13 protein-coding genes are annotated in these 18,014 nt (G+C 34.1%); 2 read left to right on the forward strand and 11 right to left on the reverse strand.

Annotation, left to right across the window (positions count from 1 at the left end):
* Positions 1-75 precede the first annotated feature (75 nt).
* The 3 genes from IM755_RS11425 to pheT all read right to left on the reverse strand — a co-directional run bounded on the left by IM755_RS11425 (position 76) and on the right by pheT (position 3,860).
* A complete protein-coding gene (locus IM755_RS11425; RefSeq protein ID WP_111567146.1) occupies positions 76-603 on the reverse strand; it encodes a KdsC family phosphatase in 528 nt (175 codons plus the stop codon).
* Complete coding sequence (locus IM755_RS11430; protein ID WP_194096960.1) at positions 587-1,345, reverse strand: Rossmann-like and DUF2520 domain-containing protein; 759 nt, start codon at positions 1,343-1,345, stop codon at positions 587-589. The genes IM755_RS11425 and IM755_RS11430 overlap by 17 nt, the downstream gene beginning before the upstream one ends.
* Positions 1,346-1,430: 85 nt before the next feature.
* The gene (pheT, locus tag IM755_RS11435) at positions 1,431-3,860 is read right to left on the reverse strand and encodes a phenylalanine--tRNA ligase subunit beta (RefSeq protein ID WP_194096962.1); all 2,430 of its coding nucleotides are present in this window, start codon (positions 3,858-3,860) and stop codon (positions 1,431-1,433) included.
* Between the two features lie 268 nt (positions 3,861-4,128).
* On the opposite strand from pheT, the gene IM755_RS11440 reads away from it, so the two are divergent.
* A complete protein-coding gene (locus IM755_RS11440) occupies positions 4,129-5,634 on the forward strand; it encodes an aldehyde dehydrogenase family protein (protein ID WP_194096964.1) in 1,506 nt (501 codons plus the stop codon).
* Between the two features lie 76 nt (positions 5,635-5,710).
* Positions 5,711-6,091 (forward strand): DUF779 domain-containing protein, encoded by a 381-nt coding sequence (locus IM755_RS11445; protein WP_194096966.1) that lies wholly within the window; start codon positions 5,711-5,713, stop codon positions 6,089-6,091.
* A gap of 35 nt (positions 6,092-6,126) precedes the next feature.
* Here IM755_RS11445 and IM755_RS11450 read toward each other — a convergent pair whose 3' ends face one another.
* From IM755_RS11450 to recG, 8 genes are all read right to left on the reverse strand, one after another.
* A complete protein-coding gene (locus IM755_RS11450) occupies positions 6,127-7,050 on the reverse strand; it encodes an AraC family transcriptional regulator (protein WP_194096968.1) in 924 nt (307 codons plus the stop codon).
* Positions 7,051-7,113: 63 nt separating this feature from the next.
* A complete protein-coding gene (locus IM755_RS11455) occupies positions 7,114-8,127 on the reverse strand; it encodes a proline iminopeptidase-family hydrolase (RefSeq protein ID WP_194096970.1) in 1,014 nt (337 codons plus the stop codon).
* 24 nt (positions 8,128-8,151) lie between these two features.
* Positions 8,152-9,072, reverse strand: coding sequence for a hypothetical protein (locus IM755_RS11460; RefSeq protein ID WP_194096972.1), 921 nt, complete (start codon positions 9,070-9,072; stop codon positions 8,152-8,154).
* 26 nt (positions 9,073-9,098) lie between these two features.
* Positions 9,099-9,962, reverse strand: a complete 864-nt coding sequence (locus tag IM755_RS11465; protein ID WP_194096974.1) for a bestrophin family protein — start codon at positions 9,960-9,962, stop codon at positions 9,099-9,101.
* A 110-nt stretch (positions 9,963-10,072) separates the two neighbouring features.
* Positions 10,073-11,377: a TolC family protein gene (locus tag IM755_RS11470; RefSeq protein ID WP_194096976.1), complete on the reverse strand. Its 1,305-nt coding sequence runs from the start codon at positions 11,375-11,377 to the stop codon at positions 10,073-10,075.
* Between the two features lie 123 nt (positions 11,378-11,500).
* Positions 11,501-14,587 (reverse strand): efflux RND transporter permease subunit, encoded by a 3,087-nt coding sequence (locus IM755_RS11475; protein ID WP_194096978.1) that lies wholly within the window; start codon positions 14,585-14,587, stop codon positions 11,501-11,503.
* A gap of 37 nt (positions 14,588-14,624) precedes the next feature.
* Positions 14,625-15,683, reverse strand: a complete 1,059-nt coding sequence (locus IM755_RS11480) for an efflux RND transporter periplasmic adaptor subunit (RefSeq protein WP_194096980.1) — start codon at positions 15,681-15,683, stop codon at positions 14,625-14,627.
* A gap of 197 nt (positions 15,684-15,880) precedes the next feature.
* The gene (gene recG, locus IM755_RS11485; RefSeq protein WP_194096982.1) at positions 15,881-17,989 is read right to left on the reverse strand and encodes an ATP-dependent DNA helicase RecG; all 2,109 of its coding nucleotides are present in this window, start codon (positions 17,987-17,989) and stop codon (positions 15,881-15,883) included.
* Positions 17,990-18,014 lie beyond the last annotated feature (25 nt).

Here is an 18,014-nt window from a genome sequence, read left to right on the forward strand (position 1 = left end):
TCACACAGAGCTTAACAGATTCATTTGGCGTGCTTTGCGAAAAATCTTTGCGCTCTTCGCGTTAAAAGTCAACTTTTAATCAAACTTCGCATCAAAATGTTCCATCCATTTGCCTTGTACTTTCATTACTTGTTCGATTACATCACGAACGGCTCCTTTTCCGCCTTCTACGTGCGAAATGTATTTGGATATTCCTTTGATTTCTGGAACAGCGTTTTGTGGACACGTTGGTAAACCTACTAATTGCATTACGTGATAATCTGGAATGTCGTCTCCCATATATAACACATTTTCAGGTTGGATATTGTAAATATCAGTGAATTCTTTGAAAGTTTCTACTTTGTTTGGAACACCTAAATGAATATCAGTAATCCCTAAATTTCTCAAGCGAACACGAACACCTTCATTACTTCCGCCTGAAATAATACAAACGGTGTAGCCATTTTCAACAGCTGCTTTCATGGCATAACCATCTCTGATGTTCATGTTGCGAAGCATTTCGCCTGTTGGGGTTACATGAATAGTTCCGTCGGTTAGCACTCCATCTACATCGAAGATGAAAGTGGTGATTTCGTTCATGAGTTCTTTATAACTTTTTGACATGTTGTATCGATTGTGTAAGTAATTGATATAGGTTTTTATATTCTGGATTTTCTAAGAAATCTAAATGTTTTTCAATGGTTTTGGTATCGTTTCGCAAAGCCGGACCTGTTTGTGCTTCTTTCGGAGAAAGTTCCATAATTTTATGAGCTGTTTCTTGAATTAAAGGATGCAATACATCAAAAGGAACGTTGTTTTCTTCGCAAATTTCATTCCCAATTTGGTACAAATGATTCACAAAATTACAAACAAAAACAGCCGCTACGTGCAAACTTTTTCGTTGTTCTGAATTGATTCTAACTACTTTTTGTGAGATACAATTTCCTAATTTTTCCAAAAGTTGGTAATCGGCTTCATTTTCAGCTTCTAAGCAAATGGGGATAGGAGCGAAGTCGATTTCCTTGCCTTTGGTAAAGGTTTGAAGTGGATAAAAAACGCCTTTTCGATTCTTATCATTCAAAGCCGAAAGAGCAGATGTGCCAGAAGTATGTACAACTAATTGATTTTCAAATGGTAATTGTGCCGAAACTTCCGCAATAGCATTATCCGAAACCGAGATAATGTACAAATCAGCTTCCGTAATTTTATGATAATCAGATGTGATTTTGTCCTCAGGAAGCAAATGCGATAAATGAATTGGATTACGAGCAAATGCTTGTACCAAATCCACTTCTTTTGCCTGTAACAACACCTGAATTAGATGTTGCGCCACATTTCCTGAACCGATTAATACGACTTTTATCATGGGGTAAAAATAGTGATTTTTGATGTGAAAATACATAAAAAAATCCCAACACTACTATTGGGATTTTGAATATATAATAACAAAATTATCTTAATGTTGCTCCTAACTGACTTTCAAAATTACCTTGTAACTTACTCATAATTTTATCAATTTGAGTATCGGTTAGTGTTTTAGAATCGTCTTGTAGAATGAAACTTACTGCGTATGATTTTTTACCTTCTGGTAAGTTGTTTCCGGTGTAAACATCGAATAAATTTACGTCTTTTAACAAGCCTTTTTCGGTTTGTTTGGCGATGTTGTAGATTTGTTCGAAAGGAACGTTTTCATCTAACAACAAAGCTAAATCTCTACGAACTTCTGGATATTTTGGAATATCGTTGAATTTAATTTTCGTAGAAACGTATTTCTGAATTTTATCCCAAGCAAAATCAGCATACAACACTTCTTGTTTGATATCGAAATACTTTAAAACTGATTTTTTAACCGTTCCAAATTCTACAATTACTTCTTTTCCAACTGCTAAAGCTAAGCCTTCTGCGAAGATATCATTTTCAAATGGTAATGAAGTTACTTTTTTGTCCAATCCTAAACGACTTAAAATCGTATTGATATAACCTTTAAACAAGAAGAAATCGGATTTTGATTGTGGGTTAGTCCAACTTTCGTTTTGTCTGTTTCCAGTTACAAATAACGTTAAGTGTTTGTTTTCGTCATGACCGTTAGCCGTTTTGTGGTAACTTTTTCCAAATTCGAAGAATTTTAAATCACTTCTTTTTCTATTGATGTTGAAAGAAATTGCTTCTAATCCAGAAAATAATAACGATTGACGCATTGCTGATAAATCACTACTCAAAGGATTTAACATCATCACGTTGAATTCTTCTTTCAAGTTTTCAGAAAGTTTTACGTAATCTGGCGTAGTTAGTGAATTCGCCATCATTTCGTTGAAACCTAATGAACACAATTGGTTCGCAATGATATTTTGTACTTTATATTCTTCCGTTCTTGATGAATTGGCTGTGGTAGCATTCACTTTAGAAGGAATTTTGATGTTGTTATATCCGTAAACACGTAAAATTTCTTCGATAACATCAATTTCTCGAGTTACATCCACACGATAAGAAGGAATGGTTAATCCCAAACCTGCCTCTGTAATACTACTAACTTTGATATCTAATGAAGCTAAAATTTTCTTAATCGTTTCTGGTTTGATTTCTTCTCCAATGATTTTATTCACTTTGTTAAAATGAATAAACACACTGAAATCTTCAATCTTTTTAGGATAAATATCTACGATGTCTGAAGTAATTTCGCCACCTGCCACTTCTTGAATCAACAAAGCAGCACGTTTTAAAGCGTATTCTGTAATACTTGGATCAATTCCTCTTTCAAAACGGAAAGAAGCATCAGTACTCAACGTATGTCTTTTAGCTGTTTTTCTCACCGAAACTGGATTGAAATAAGCACTTTCTAAGAAAATAGCCTGTGTTTTTTCAGAAACTCCTGAAGTTTTCCCTCCGAAAACTCCCGCAATACACATTGGGCCACTTTCGTCACAAATCATTAAATCTTCTTCGTGAAGTGTACGTTCGATATCATCAAGAGTAACAAATTTAGTTCCAGCTGGAACCGTTTTTACTACTACTTTGTTTCCTTTAATTTGAGCCGCATCAAAAGCGTGTAAGGGTTGACCTAATTCGTGTAAAACGTAATTCGTAACGTCAACAATATTATTTTTTGGAGTTAAACCAATTGCTTTCAAACGGTTTTGTAACCAATTTGGAGATGGTTTCACGGTAACTCCAGAAATCGTAACTCCACAATATCTCGGAGCTAATTTTTCGTTTTCAACTTTAACATCGATTTTTAAAGTACGTTTCTCCACTTTAAATTTACTTACCGATGGCGTAATTAATTCCGAAGAAGTTCCTTTTTGCAACAATCCAGCACGTAAATCACGAGCAACTCCCATGTGCGACATAGCATCGGCACGGTTAGGAGTTAATCCAATTTCGAATACTTCATCGGTTTCAATTTCGAAAACTTTTGAAGCTGGCGTTCCAGGTTTTAAATCTTCGTTCAAAATCATAATTCCGTCATGACTTTCGCCTAAGCCTAATTCGTCTTCAGCGCAAATCATTCCGTGACTTTCTTGCCCGCGGATTTTTCCTTTTTTAATTTCGAATGCGTTTCCTTCTTTGTCAAATAACTTCGTTCCAATAGTCGCCACAGGAACTTTTTGTCCCGCTGCCACGTTTGGAGCACCACAAACAATTTGAACAGGAGCGTTTCCGTCACCTAAATCAACCGTTGTAATTTTTAGTTTATCAGCATCAGGATGTTTTTCGCATGTTAACACATGACCAATCACAACGCCCTGTAAACCTCCTTTTAAACTTTCGTATTTATCAACGCCTTCTACTTCCAAACCTAAGTCGGTAAGAATGTCGGCAATTTCTTCAGATTTTAAATCGGTTTTAATGAATTGTTTTAACCAATTGTAAGATATACGCATTTTGTATCGAATTTTAAAGCGCAAAGATACTTTATAAAATTAGAATTTAGAAATTAGAATTTAGAAATTTTGAACACTAGTTTGGTGATAAGTTTAGAAAGATTAAATTGTTAATTTGATAAATATTTGAGTTAAAAATTATTAGAAATGTAATTTTTAGATGTTAAAATTATGTCAATATCAGTTTTGTGCTATTAAATGAAATAATTGTGCTATTCTAAAATAAGAATTGAAACTAATTTTGAGAAACAAACCTAAAATCAAAATTATGAGTAATTTAATTCAAAGACCACAACTAAAAGAAAAGTACGATAATTATATCAACGGAAAATGGACAGCGCCTTCAACAGGACAATATTTCGAAGTACTTTCACCAGTAGATGGTAAATTAATGGCAAAAGCAGCGCATTCGGCTAAAATGGATGTTGAAATGGCTGTAAATGCGGCTGACGAAGCATTCAAAACATTCAGTCAAACTTCGGCAACAGAAAGAAGTATTATGTTGAATAAAATCGCAGACAGAATTGAAGCTAATTTAGAATACATCGCTGCGGTTGAAACCTTAGACAATGGAAAAGCCATTCGCGAAACTATGGCGGCTGATATTCCTTTAGCAATTGACCACTTTAGATATTTTGCCAGTGTAATTCGCGCTGAAGAAGGTTCGATTACCGAATTAGATAAAGATACAGTTTCTATCATCGTACATGAGCCAATTGGTGTTGTTGCCCAAATTATTCCTTGGAACTTCCCAATTTTAATGGCCGTTTGGAAATTGGCACCAGCTTTAGCTGCAGGAAACTGTGTAGTGTTGAAACCTGCAGAAAGTACACCAATTTCAATTATGGTGTTAATGGAACTAATCGGAGATTTGATTCCAGCAGGAGTTGTTAATGTTATCAATGGTTTTGGAGCAGAGTTAGGAAGAACTTTGGTAACCAATCCAAAAGTATGTAAAGCAGCATTTACAGGTTCGACTGCTACTGGTAGAATGGTAATGCAATATGCTACTGAAAATATTATTCCAGTTACGTTAGAATTAGGTGGAAAATCACCAAATATTTTCTTCCCTTCAGTTATGGATGCCGATGATGAATTTTTAGATAAAGCTCTAGAAGGAGTGGCTCTTTTTGCCCTAAATCAAGGAGAAGTATGTACGTGTCCGTCAAGATTGTTAATTCACGAATCGATTTATGATAAATTTATCGAAAGAGTTTTAGAAAGAGTAAAAGCTATCAAAATGGGAAATCCATTAGATCCAACAGTGATGATGGGAGCTCAAGCTTCGCAAATTCAAAAAGACAAAATTCTTTCGTACATTAAATTAGGTAAAGAAGAAGGTGCTGAATTGTTATGCGGTGGTGATGTGAATCATTTAGGTGGCGATTTAGAAGGCGGTTATTACATTCAACCTACGTTATTCAAAGGACACAACAAAATGCGTATTTTCCAAGAAGAGATTTTTGGACCTGTGTTAGCGGTTACAACTTTTAAAACAACAGAAGAAGCTTTAGAAATTGCAAACGATACCATGTACGGATTAGGTGCAGGTGTTTGGACTCGTGATGCACATGAATTATATCAAGTTCCAAGAGCTATTCAAGCGGGACGTGTTTGGGTAAACCAATATCATGCTTATCCAGCTGGAGCGCCATTTGGAGGTTACAAACAATCAGGAATTGGTAGAGAAAACCACAAAATGATGTTAGACCATTACCGTCAAACTAAAAACATGTTGATTTCTTACAACAAAAACAAATTAGGATTCTTTTAGTAGATAATTTTTAATTTAAAGTCGCGATTCATGATTGATGTTATTTTGAACTCGCGACTTTTTTTATTTGTAAACTATGGAAAAAATAAAACGATTAGAAGCAACCGAAAAAGCAATAGAATTAATCAAAATGCTATCGGATAAGTTTGGTGATTTGATGTTTTACCAAGCGGGTGGTTGTTGCGAAGGAACGCAACCGCAATGTTTTGAAAAAGGTGGATTTTATTTGCGTTATGGCGATGTTTGTATCGGAACTATTCAAGGGTTTGAATTTTGGGTAGACAAAGATTTATTCGAATATTGGAAACACGCTCATTTTACACTAGATGTAACCGATGGAATAGGAGCAGGCGGATTTTCATTAGAAACACCATACGGAAAAACATTCAAAGTAAATTACAGATTATTTACCGAAGAAGAAGCTCAGAATTTGGAAGAAATTCGATTGAATGAGTAATGCTATTCACTAATTACTTTTCACTAATCACTCTTTTACCCGTTGTAATTCATCAACTGATATTGCTTTGGTGTAACGCCTTCGTATTTTTTGAACAATCTTATAAAGTAATTGCAATCTTCAAACCCGGTAGCATACGAAACTTCGTTGACTTGAATGTTGGGATTGCTCAGTAGTTTTTTAGCGTATTTGATCTTTTCGTTTAATATGAATTCAATTGGGCTCATACCTAGTTCTCTTTTGAAATAACGATAAAATGAAGTCGTACTCATACAGGCTTTATCGCTCAAATCTTTCAAATTAATTGTTTCTCGGATATTATTTTTGATATATTCAATCGCAGGTGTAATCGGGCTATTGCTATCGATGAATCTTTCGTTTTCAAAACGTTTGGTGGTTTGCGTTTGAATGATTCGGATAATCAATTCTTGAAGCGTTAAATCGGCAAGAGCGTCTTTGGTTAACGAATTGCCCATGCATTCTTTAATCAACTTGTTGATAGTTCCTGCTAATTCAACATTGTTATAAAAGAAATAATTTTCGTGGTCTAATTTCCACAAATTACTTTTTCCTTCTTTCGGATATTTCTCATTTAAAAAATCTAAGGTATTCGTGATAATCTGATTATCGATTGCCAAAGCAATACACTGCGTAGGATTGTCTTTTGAAGCTTCGGGAAAATCGATTTTCATTTCGGCATTGGAAGGAACGATCACGGTTTCGCCAGGTAAATATTCAAAACTTGGGTCTTCAAATAAATGCATCACTTTTTTTCCACGCAACATACTCGTAACCACCAAATCATTAAACTTCAACGGAACCAAATCTGATTTTTGATAGGTTTCAAAAATATTCAATTCGCAATGATCTAAAGAGAAAATGGTCCGATTTTCCACCAAAGTTTTTAACGACTTTTCGTGAGTTAAAGCAGGAGTAAAAAGTAACGCTTTGTTTGCCATTCTAAAATTTCAAATAGAAAAACTAAGATACAAAAAAAGCAACTACTAAGAGTTGCTTTTGGTTTATTTTTTCAAAAACGATATTAATCCGTTAAAATAGGTCTTTTGATCATCGTAAAATGCCATATGACTTCCTTTTGGACAGAATAAATACGAGCCGTTTGGTAAGATTTTTGAAATTTCCTCCATGTGTTTTGGATCCATCGTATCGTGTTTTGCTCCGATGACTAGTGTTGGGATTTTTACGTTTTTCAAATCAGTTTTTCTATCCCATTTTTCTAATTTTCCTGAAATTCCAAATTCACTCGGACCTTGCATGGTGACATAAAGCGACTGATTCATCTTGGCAAACGAACGATTTACCGGTTCTGGCCAATCTTTTGCAGGGAAACGAAGAATGTGTTTTTCATAGAAATTAGGAAGCAACAATTCCATATATCTTGGATTTGAAAAGTCGTTATTGGCTTCAATTTTCATCAATTCTGCCAAAACTTCTGGATTCATTTGTTTGCTTAAAACTTCATTGGCATATTTGTCATATTCAGGGCAACTTGCCATCATGTTTGAAATGATTAAGCCTTTCATGTTGTTTTGATATTTTAAACTGTATTCCATTGCTAAAATACCGCCCCACGAATGTCCTAACAAGTAGAAATTGGTGTTGTCTAAGTTTAATGCTTTACGAACTTGTTCCACTTCTTCCACGTATCTAGGTAAATCCCACATTGAAGTATCGTTTGGATTATCAGCATTTCCACAACCTAATTGGTCGTAATAAATGAACTCGATACCTTCAGCTGGTAAGAAATTTTCAAAACATTCAAAATATTCGTGCGTAGCACCTGGACCACCATTTAAAAGCAATACTTTAATTTTTGGATTGTTTCCAATGCGTTTTGTCCAAACATTAAAAGTGCCTTTTGGAGTTGTAATGGGAATAACTTTTACACCACCATTTTGAATACTATCAGCAGATTGTGCAAAATACTCGTTTTGAGTGGTTACGGTTTCTTGTTTACAGCTTGTGAATAAAGCTATGGTGAAGAGTAGGAGTGTGGTTTGGAATAGGTTTTTCATAGAGTTTTAATTAAGAAAATTAATTTATTTTATAGAAATTACACTAGTTAATTTTTTAAATTCTATAATGTTTTCTTCAAAATGAGATTTGGCGCTTCCATAAATGAGAATTGCTTTGTCATTTTTTACTAAAACGGTAATTAACATGAGTTTTATTTCTGATTTATGGTCGAAATAATACTCAACTTCCACTGCATTATAACCATTAATACTTTTTTTGGATAAATTTTTAGTTTCTTTTTTAATAAGTCCTTGTCTAATTAGGCCATTAACAAGTTCTTCGACAAGTTCTTCTTTTGTCATACTCTTATCAAAAGGAACAGAAGTAATCATCATCATAGGTTCATCTACATATGAATCTTTAATTATTCCATTTTCTGAAAAAATAAACATATTTGCAGTAGCTTTTGCAAATTTATATTTTGATTCATTCTTTCCAATTTTAAAAACACTTGCTGAAAAAGGATCAATTACTAATGTTTTATCATATTTTATTTTTAGAAATGCTGCTTTTATGTCTTTAAATAATTCAGTTCTTAAATTACTTGGATATACACCCATTACCATTGCAGTAAAAGTAGAGTCACCAAAAACAACTTGAAGGCTCTCATTACTATCAGCTCCTTTTATGTGTGAAAATTTAGCTTTATAACCATCAATTTCTAATTCTTCAAATTCTAAAACTTTTATTCCTCTTTTTTCAAATTCAGCTCTCGTATAAGTTGCGGTATTTGAATCAAAATTACCGCCCACTAAATCCATCACTTGTATTAGAGCTGTTTCGTTTTTTTCTAAACCAACAATATTTTTAGCTTCTTTAAAACCTTTTGGTGGAATTATATAGAGTTTTGTTCCTTTGACATTTATATAACCACTATTTGTTTGAGTATTTTGTCCAAATAAGTTTATTGATATTAATAAAAAAAGAATAAGTTTAGCTTTCATGTTTTATTTATTTTTGAATTTTTAGATTACAAAATCTCTTCCACGTGTTTCTTAATATTTGAAGCTATTTTCGTCATCGGTAAATCGTTGGCGTCGTTGCCAAATGGGTCTTCAATTTCTTCGGCGATTAATTCTAAACTCGCTAAAACATAAAAGATGAAAATCACTACAGGAATTACATAGTAACCCAAACTAAATACGAAGCCGAAAGGTAAGGTCATCACAAAAAAGAAGATGAATTTTTTGATGAACGAACTGTAAGAGTAGGGAATAGGTGTGTTTTTAATACGTTCGCAAGCGCCACAAATATCGGTAAACGATTGTAATTCGGAATTGATGATGTAAAATTGGTCACCCGTAATTTTTCCTGATTTGTACAAATCATTCGCTTTTTGAAACAACATTTTTGCCACTTGATTCGGGCGATGTTTGTGGTGATCCATTTCTAAATCCAAACCTTCAAACAACATTTTACTTACTTCTTCATTCAATAAATGTTTGGAAAGCACCGAAGCATAAGCCGGAATCACTTTTCTGTAGAAATTTCTATCATTCTCATCAGACAAATAAGCGGAAAGTTTTATGGCTAAATTTCGACTATTGTTCACTAAAGCACCCCATTGTTTTCGACCTTCCCACCAACGGTCGTAAGCCGTATTGGTTCTGTATGCCAATAATAACGACAATACAAAACCAACAGTGGTGTGCATTACATTTAGATTCTTTACATGACTGGTTTCAGAAAGTTTCCAATATTCCAATTCCAAATAGGCGATTCCGTAAGCATAAAATCCAATGAAAATCATCATCGGAATCAGTTGACGAAAGGTATCCGATTCGTGAAAACGAAAAATAAAAGTAATCCAGTCTTTTGGGTTGTATTGAACCATTTATTAATGTTTAAATGTTGAATTGTTTAGTTGTTGAATTGTGGGTTTTGATAATACAATTTTTCGATTTCACAGTTTCACAATTAAACGCTTTAACAAATCTAATTATATTAATTCAATTTTAAAGTACCGGCTAATTCTTTTAAGTTAATTTCTGAAAGCTTGGTTACATATTGCGCATTCGAATAACGAACTGATGCTTCAACAAAGTTTTGCTGAGCGGTTCTAAATTCGATAGTAGTTATGGTTCCAATTTTGAATTTTGCTAAAGTGATATCCAAATTTTGCTTGGCGATTTCTAAGTTTTTTTCTTCCACTTTTACCAACTCTAAATTAGTTTGATAACTCGCATACAACGAAGCCAATTGTGATGTTAATGACAATTTTTGTTGTTCTAAAAGTAAACCTGCATTCTCAACTTGATATTTCGCTACTTTTTCGTTTCTGTTTTGAAGAAAACCATTAAAAATAGGCACAGTAGCCGTTACTCCATACACAAAACCTTGTCCAGAGGATTGTGTGATGAATCCCAAAGAAGCTTCTGAACGTGTGAAATTATAACCTGAAGTAATTCTAACCGTTGGATAACGATTGCCTTTGACTTGTTTTAAATTCAAATCGGCTACTTTTTTAGATAGAATTTGCGCTTGCAATTGCGGATTTTGTTTTTCGGCTGTTGCTTTTAATTCGTTGAAATCTAAATTTTGTTCAAATGTAACTTCGTTAGCGACTTTAAAATCGGTTTGAATATCGCGAACTAATAATTCGTTCAATCTGATTTTACTGATTTTGATGAGTTCTTTTTGTCTTAATTGTAAACTTAAATCGCTGTTCAAATCTACTTGTGCATTCAAAACTTCTAATTTTGAAGCTTTTCCAATGCTAAAACGATTTTGAGCGGTTGTTAAGCGTTGGTTTGAAATTACAATTGCCGTATCAATCGAAGCTAAGACTTGCTGTTGTTGCACCAAATCGAAATACGTAGTGTAAACATCGCTAATTCTGGTTAAAATGGCGGTTTGTAATTCGGCTTTTCCTTGTTGTTCTAAAATATTTAATTGCTCTTTTCGGGCAAACATACTTAAACCATCGAAAATTGTCCAATCTAATCCAATGCCATAAGTTAAATTCATGTTTTTGGCATTGTCTAATTCTCGTTCTGTGCCGTCTGCTTGGGTTTGTTTGGTGTCTAATTGACTATTATTGTTTGTAAAATTCGCATTCAACGAAGGCAACATTCCAGCATTAGCTAAATTGTTATTGGTAGCATCAATTTTGGAATTATTTTTTGCGATTTTAATATCGTAATTGTTTTCCAAGGCAATTTTTACGGCATCTTCAAGTGAAAGCAATTCTTGTGCTTGCGCTGAAAATCCAAGTAAAAAAATGAATATATAAGTATATAAATTTCGCATAGTGTTTTTATATTTTCACCGCAGATTCGCAGAATTTTTTGTTTTTAAGTGTTTTTTTATTGAATACTTGTAGGATTATATTGATTCCAATTATTCTTTTAATTTGCGAATCTGCGGTTTATTTTATTTTTCTAAAGCGTCTAAATTATCAAATTCTGGTCGGTGTTTTTTGGCTCTTGACCACATTAAATAGATGGCTGGAATTACGAATAAGGTTAAGATTAACGAGAACATCGTTCCACCTACAATAACAACTCCCATTCCCATTCTACTTGCCGAAGCAGCTCCAAGTGACAAAGCAATTGGTAAAGCTCCTAAAGCAATGGCTAAACTAGTCATTAAAATAGGTCGTAAACGAGCTTCCGAAGCTTCTAAAATGGCATCGTATTTTGATTTTCCTTGTTCGCGAAGTTGGTTGGCAAATTCGACTATCAGAATTCCGTTTTTGGTAACGAGCCCAATCAGCATGACGGTTCCAATTTGACTAAAAATATTCCAAGTTTGTCCGAATAGCCATAGTGAGAATAACGCTCCAGCTACTGCCATTGGTACAGTTAAGATAATGATGAAAGGGTCAATGAAACTTTCAAACTGAGCGGCTAAAATCAAATAGATTAATAATAACGCCAATCCAAAAGCGAAAGAAGTATTCGAACTACTTTCTACGAAGTCACGAGATTCTCCACCTAAATCAGTTGTAAAAGTATCATCTAACACTTTTTCTTTGATTTCGTCCATCGCATTAATACCATCAATCATACTTTTTCCAGGTGCTAAACCAGCAGAAACGGTTGCCGACATGTAGCGATTGTTATGGAATAATTGCGGTGGATTACTTTGTTCTTCCACCTCAACTACGTTATCTAATTGAATTAATTCGCCCGCTTTGTTTTTTACAAACATCGAAGTCAAATCTAATGGAGCATCGCGGTCTTTTTCATCAAATTGACCAATGACTTGATATTGTTTCCCATTTTGCATGAAATAACCAAAACGTTGTCCGCTTAACGATAATTGCAAGGTTTGCGCCACATCTAAAACCGAAATTCCTAAACTTTCCGCTTTTTCACGATTAATCGTTACGTTGATTTCAGGTTTATTAAATTTCAAATTCACGTCTACATTAGAGAAAGTTTCGTTTTTACTCGCTTCTTCCATGAATTGCGGAATCTTTTCTCTTAATTTTTCAAAATTTGGAGCTTGAATGATGTATTGAATTGGCAAACCACCTCGTCGGTTCACAGAAATCGTTGGTTGTTCGGAAACATTTACTTTCGCTTGCGGATATTTTTTTGTCCATTTGTTCAAATCATCTACAATTTCTTTTTGTGATTTTTCTCGTTCACTTGGGTCAACCAAAGCTAAACGAACTCTTCCCGCATTTACAGAAGAAGATAAAAAACCTGGTGAAGTGATTACCAATGCCACTTTTTTCTCTGGAATCGAATCGTTGATTAATTTAGATAAATCATCCATAAAACGATCCGTGTATTCGTAAGTAGAACCTTCGGGAGTAGTTACACTGACAATTCCTAAACTTCTATCATCGTATGGAGCCGTTTCTTTTGGAAGAATTGCAAAGAATAATATAATCAATCCAATACAAACTCCGATAATTGGGAAACTCAACCATTTTCTCTCTAAGAATTTGGTTAAAGAATTCGCATATCCAGTGTTTAAACTTACGAAGAATGGTTCTGTAGCTTCATAGAATTTGGTTTTCTTTTGTTCGCCACCTTTCATTAAATACGCATTCAACATTGGCGTTAAAGTCAACGATACAAAGGCGGAAATTAATACCGCAGCACCTATGACTACACCAAACTCTCGGAACAATCGTCCTACGAAACCTTCTAAGAAAATAATTGGTAAGAAAACGGCAGCTAATGTTACCGAAATCGAAATTACTGCAAAGAAAATCTCATTTGAACCTTTGATAGCCGCTTCGATAGGCGACATACCTTCTTCAACTTTTTTGAAAATGTTTTCGGTTACTACAATTCCGTCATCTACTACTAATCCTGTAGCTAAAACGATAGCTAATAAAGTTAATACGTTGATGGAAAAGCCACACAAGTACATGATGAAAAATGTAGCAATCAACGAAACTGGAATATCGATTAAAGGTCTAAATGCGATAGACCAATCTCTAAAGAATAAAAAGATAATGATGATTACCAAAACTACTGAAATCGCTAATGTTTCGGCAACTTCAACTACTGATTTTTTAATAAAAATAGTATTATCTAAAGCAATATCTAGTTTGATATCACTTGGTAAATCTTTCTTTAATTTGTCAACTTCTGCATAAAATTGTTCAGCAATTTCTAAGTAATTCGTTCCAGGTTGCGGAATAATTGCCACAGCCACCATTGGATTTCCTGATTCGGTAAACTTGGTTTCTAAATTTTCGGAAGCTAAAACTGCATAGCCAATATCGCTTAAACGAACGGTTTTATTCGCATCAGCTACAATGATAATATCGTTGAATTCTTTTTCGGTGGATAAATTTCCAAGCGTTTTTACCATTAATTCGGTATTAGCACCTGTTAATTTTCCCGATGGCAATTCTACATTTTGTTTGTCCAAAGCATTTCGAACATCGGCAACTGTAATTCCGTAAGCATTCAATTTGATAGGATCCATCCAAATGCGCATCGAATAACGTTTTTGTCCCCAAATCTGTACGCTACTCACACCAGGAATCGTTTGAATTCTCTCAGAGATTACGTTTTCAGCATAATCACTCAACTCCAAAGCATTTCTAGTTTGACTCTGAACGGTCATCGAAATAATGGCATCTGAATCGGCATCTGCTTTTGAAACAACTGGTGGAGCATCGATATCTTGCGGTAAACTTCTAACGGCTTGCGAAACTTTATCACGCACATCGTTAGCAGCTTCTTCTAGGTTTTTCTCTAATTTGAATTCGACTGTAATATTACTCGAACCTTGATTACTTGAAGACGTAATGTTTCGAATACCATCAATCGAATTAATAGCTTTTTCAAGTGGTTCTGTAATTTGCGATTCGATAATATCGGCATTAGCACCTGTGTAATTCGTTCGAACATTAATTACAGCAGGATCAATCGATGGGAATTCACGAACACCCAAATAACTAAATCCTAAAATACCAAAAAGGATAATCAATAAGTTGATTACAATGGTAAATACGGGTCTTTTTATACTTAAAGTAGATAAACTCATTTTAAATTTGAAGTTTGAAATTAGAATTTAGAAAAGCTTATTTTACTTTTACTTTGATATCTGCTTCGTCTTTTAAAGCCATAACGCCAGAAGTTAAAATTGTATCTCCTGATTTAACGCCTTGTGTAACGATTACGTCTTTATCAGTTCTGGCAATAGTTTCAATTTTTACTTCTTTTGCTTTTCCGTTGTTGGCAATGTAAACCACTTTTCCGTCTTGAACAGGAACAACCGCTTCTGAAGGAATTTGAATAGCTCCTTTGATATTTTTTAGAGGAAGTTCAATAGTAGCAAAGGTTCCAGCAAGTAATTTTCCATTCGGATTTTCAGCAATCGCTCTAATTTTTAAGGTTCGAGTGGAAGTTTCAATCTCAGGTTCAATAGCGTATATTTTTGCTGTGAATTTTTCAGGATTATTTGGAATCGTGAATTGAATATTAGTATTGTTTTCAACTTCCGAAGCATATTTTTCAGGAATTGAGAAACTAATTTTCACTTGATTCGCACTAACTAACTTGGTGATTAGCGTAGTAGGTGTTACATAAGTTCCAGGAGAAATGTTACGTAAACCAATTTTTCCAGAAAAAGGCGCTCTTACAGTTGTTTTAGCAATTTGTGCTTGAATCAATTGTGTTTGCGCTTTAAGACTTCTATATTCGGCACTTGCAATCTCATATTCTTCTTGACTGATAGCTTCTTTTTGAAGTAATAATTTAGCTCTTCTTTCATTTTCTGAAGCAAGTCCTTGTTTTGTTATAGCTTGTGATAATTGCGCTCTTAGCTCAATATCATTTACTTTCAATAAAACCTGACCTTTACTTACGTTTGTTCCTTCTGTGAAATAGATTTTTTCTACAATTCCAGAAACCTCACTTCTAATTTCCACATTTTCATTGGCTTCAATAGAACCTGAAAGGGAAATAGTATTCGCAAAATTAGTTTCAGAAACTACAATAGCATCAACCATCATTGGAGGTTTTTTATCTCCTTTTCCACCACCTTTTTCAGATTCGGAACTGTTTTTTGTGATTCTATATCCAATTAAACCAACAAGAGTTAAAGTGATTAGCGTGATGCTTATTGTTTTTATTTTCATAATTAGGGACTAAACTTAAGAATTTATACAAAACTAAGTCTTACGTTATAATTATGCCAAAACCTTACCATTTATTTAACATTGTTGTAGGTACAAATGTTTTAAAAATTTGAGATTTATTTAAAAAAGTTACGAAATAGGTGTTGAAATTTACTTTTTGTTATAATTTTTCTACACTTCGTTACATTAAATGAAATTTAGCTAATATAATTCCAAATGGTTTTCTTTTTGCCTAACTCAATAAAAGCTTCTCTCAATTTAGCATGTTCTGGTTTTTCCATTGGAGCATCATCTTTTAATAGTTTTATGGCATGATGTCTTGCCAATTGTAGAATCTCTTTGTCTTTGACCAAATCCGCAATTTGAAGATTTAAAACACCACTTTGTTGCTTGCCCATGATGTCACCAGGACCGCGCAATTTTAAATCAACTTCCGAAATTTCGAAACCATCATTGGTACGCACCATAGTTTCCATTCGGATTTTACTATCATTACTTAGTTTATGGCTCGTCATTAAGATACAATAACTTTGTTCGGCACCACGACCAACTCGTCCTCTTAATTGGTGTAATTGTGATAATCCAAAACGCTCCGCACTTTCAATTACCATTACAGAAGCGTTTGGAACATTTACACCAACTTCAATCACAGTAGTTGCTACCATAATATTAGTTTTTCCTTCCGAAAAACGACGCATTTCCTCATCTTTATCGGCAGGTTTCATTTTCCCATGCACGATAGAAATAGAATATTGAGGTAATGGGAAATCTCTAGAAATGCTTTCATAACCATCCATCAAATCCTTGTAATCCATTTTTTCTGATTCTTGAATTAATGGATACACGATATAAACTTGACGTCCTTTTGCAATTTCATCTTTTAAAAATTTCCAAACTTTTAATCGGTTCGAATCATAGCGATGAACGGTTTGAATCGGTTTTCTTCCTGGAGGTAATTCATCAATTACTGAAATATCCAAATCACCATACAAACTCATAGCTAAAGTTCTTGGAATTGGAGTAGCGGTCATGACGAGAACGTGAGGAGGAACATCATTTTTCTTCCAAAGTTTAGAACGCTGTTCTACACCAAAACGATGCTGTTCATCAATAATTGCTAAGCCTAAATTATGGAATTGCACTTTGTCTTCTAACAAGGCATGGGTTCCAATTAAAATATCTAAACTTCCGTTTTCGAGTTCTTCGTGGATAATTTTTCTATCTGAAGTTTTAGTTGAACCAGTTAATATTTTTATATTGATATTCAGTTCTTTTGCTAATTCAGTAATTCCGTTAAAATGTTGGTTGGCTAAAATTTCGGTTGGCGCCATTAAGCAACTTTGAAAGCCATTATCTTTCGCCAAAAGCATGCACATTAAAGCTACAATCGTTTTTCCAGAACCTACGTCGCCTTGCAGTAAACGATTCATTTGGGCGTTGCTTCCTAAATCGTTACGGATTTCTTTTAGTACGCGTTTTTGGGCATTTGTTAAATCGAAAGGCAAATGATTTTTATAGAAATTATTGAAGTTTTCACCCACTTTTTCAAACGGCATTCCTTTTATTTTGTGTTTGCGAATGAGATTCTTCGTAATCAATTGCAATTGGATGAAAAACAACTCTTCAAACTTTAATCTGAATTGCGCTTTTGCCAACAAATCTTGACTTTTTGGAAAATGAATATTGAATAAAGCCGCATTTTTTGGAATCAATTTTATTTCTTCTAAAAGATAATTGGGTAAATTTTCAGAAAACAAAGCTTGCGTTTCCACAAACAATTGTTGCATCATTTTATTGATGACTTTGTTTGAAATTCCTTTGTTAGCTAATTTTTCCGTACTTGGATAAACCGGTTGCATTGCCGATCGAAGACTGGCTTTGTGCTCTTCCAATAATTCCATTTCAGGATGCGCCATGTTATATGAGGCGCCAAATTGTGCTACTTTTCCAAAAATCACATACGGAACATTGATTTTGATACTCTCGCGAATCCATTTTTGTCCTTGAAACCATACGAGTTCCATTTGTCCCGTTTCATCTACAAAAGTCGCAACTAATCGCGAACGTCCTTTACCTTGTTCAACAGTTTTAATATTGATGATTTTACCAACAATTTGAACTTCTGAATTACTGTTTTGCAGTTCGTTTATCTTGTAATAACGCGTTCTATCAATGTAACGATTGGGAAATAGATTCAGTAAATCGGCATACTTATGAATACCCAATTCCTTACGCAATAAATCACCACGTTGCGGACCAACGCCTTTGAGATATTCTATGGGAGTTTCGAGTAGATTCAAATTCAAGTGCAATTACAAGTTAAAAGTTCAA

Source organism: Flavobacterium proteolyticum, assembly GCF_015223105.1.
In the GTDB taxonomy this organism is placed as follows: Bacteria; Bacteroidota; Bacteroidia; order Flavobacteriales; family Flavobacteriaceae; genus Flavobacterium; species Flavobacterium proteolyticum.

Excerpts from the sequence above, each read along its gene's own strand:
- pheT (WP_194096962.1), bottom strand. The coding sequence starts at position 3,860 with ATGCGTATATCTTACAATTGGTTAAAACAATTCATTAAAACCGATTTA.
- IM755_RS11465 (WP_194096974.1), bottom strand. The coding sequence starts at position 9,962 with ATGGTTCAATACAACCCAAAAGACTGGATTACTTTTATTTTTCGTTTT.
- IM755_RS11480 (WP_194096980.1), bottom strand. The coding sequence starts at position 15,683 with ATGAAAATAAAAACAATAAGCATCACGCTAATCACTTTAACTCTTGTT.
- IM755_RS11445 (WP_194096966.1), top strand. The coding sequence starts at position 5,711 with ATGGAAAAAATAAAACGATTAGAAGCAACCGAAAAAGCAATAGAATTA.
- IM755_RS11475 (WP_194096978.1), bottom strand. The coding sequence starts at position 14,587 with ATGAGTTTATCTACTTTAAGTATAAAAAGACCCGTATTTACCATTGTA.
- IM755_RS11460 (WP_194096972.1), bottom strand. The coding sequence starts at position 9,072 with ATGAAAGCTAAACTTATTCTTTTTTTATTAATATCAATAAACTTATTT.
- IM755_RS11430 (WP_194096960.1), bottom strand. The coding sequence starts at position 1,345 with ATGATAAAAGTCGTATTAATCGGTTCAGGAAATGTGGCGCAACATCTA.
- IM755_RS11455 (WP_194096970.1), bottom strand. The coding sequence starts at position 8,127 with ATGAAAAACCTATTCCAAACCACACTCCTACTCTTCACCATAGCTTTA.
- IM755_RS11470 (WP_194096976.1), bottom strand. The coding sequence starts at position 11,377 with ATGCGAAATTTATATACTTATATATTCATTTTTTTACTTGGATTTTCA.
- IM755_RS11440 (WP_194096964.1), top strand. The coding sequence starts at position 4,129 with ATGAGTAATTTAATTCAAAGACCACAACTAAAAGAAAAGTACGATAAT.
- IM755_RS11450 (WP_194096968.1), bottom strand. The coding sequence starts at position 7,050 with ATGGCAAACAAAGCGTTACTTTTTACTCCTGCTTTAACTCACGAAAAG.
- IM755_RS11425 (WP_111567146.1), bottom strand. The coding sequence starts at position 603 with ATGTCAAAAAGTTATAAAGAACTCATGAACGAAATCACCACTTTCATC.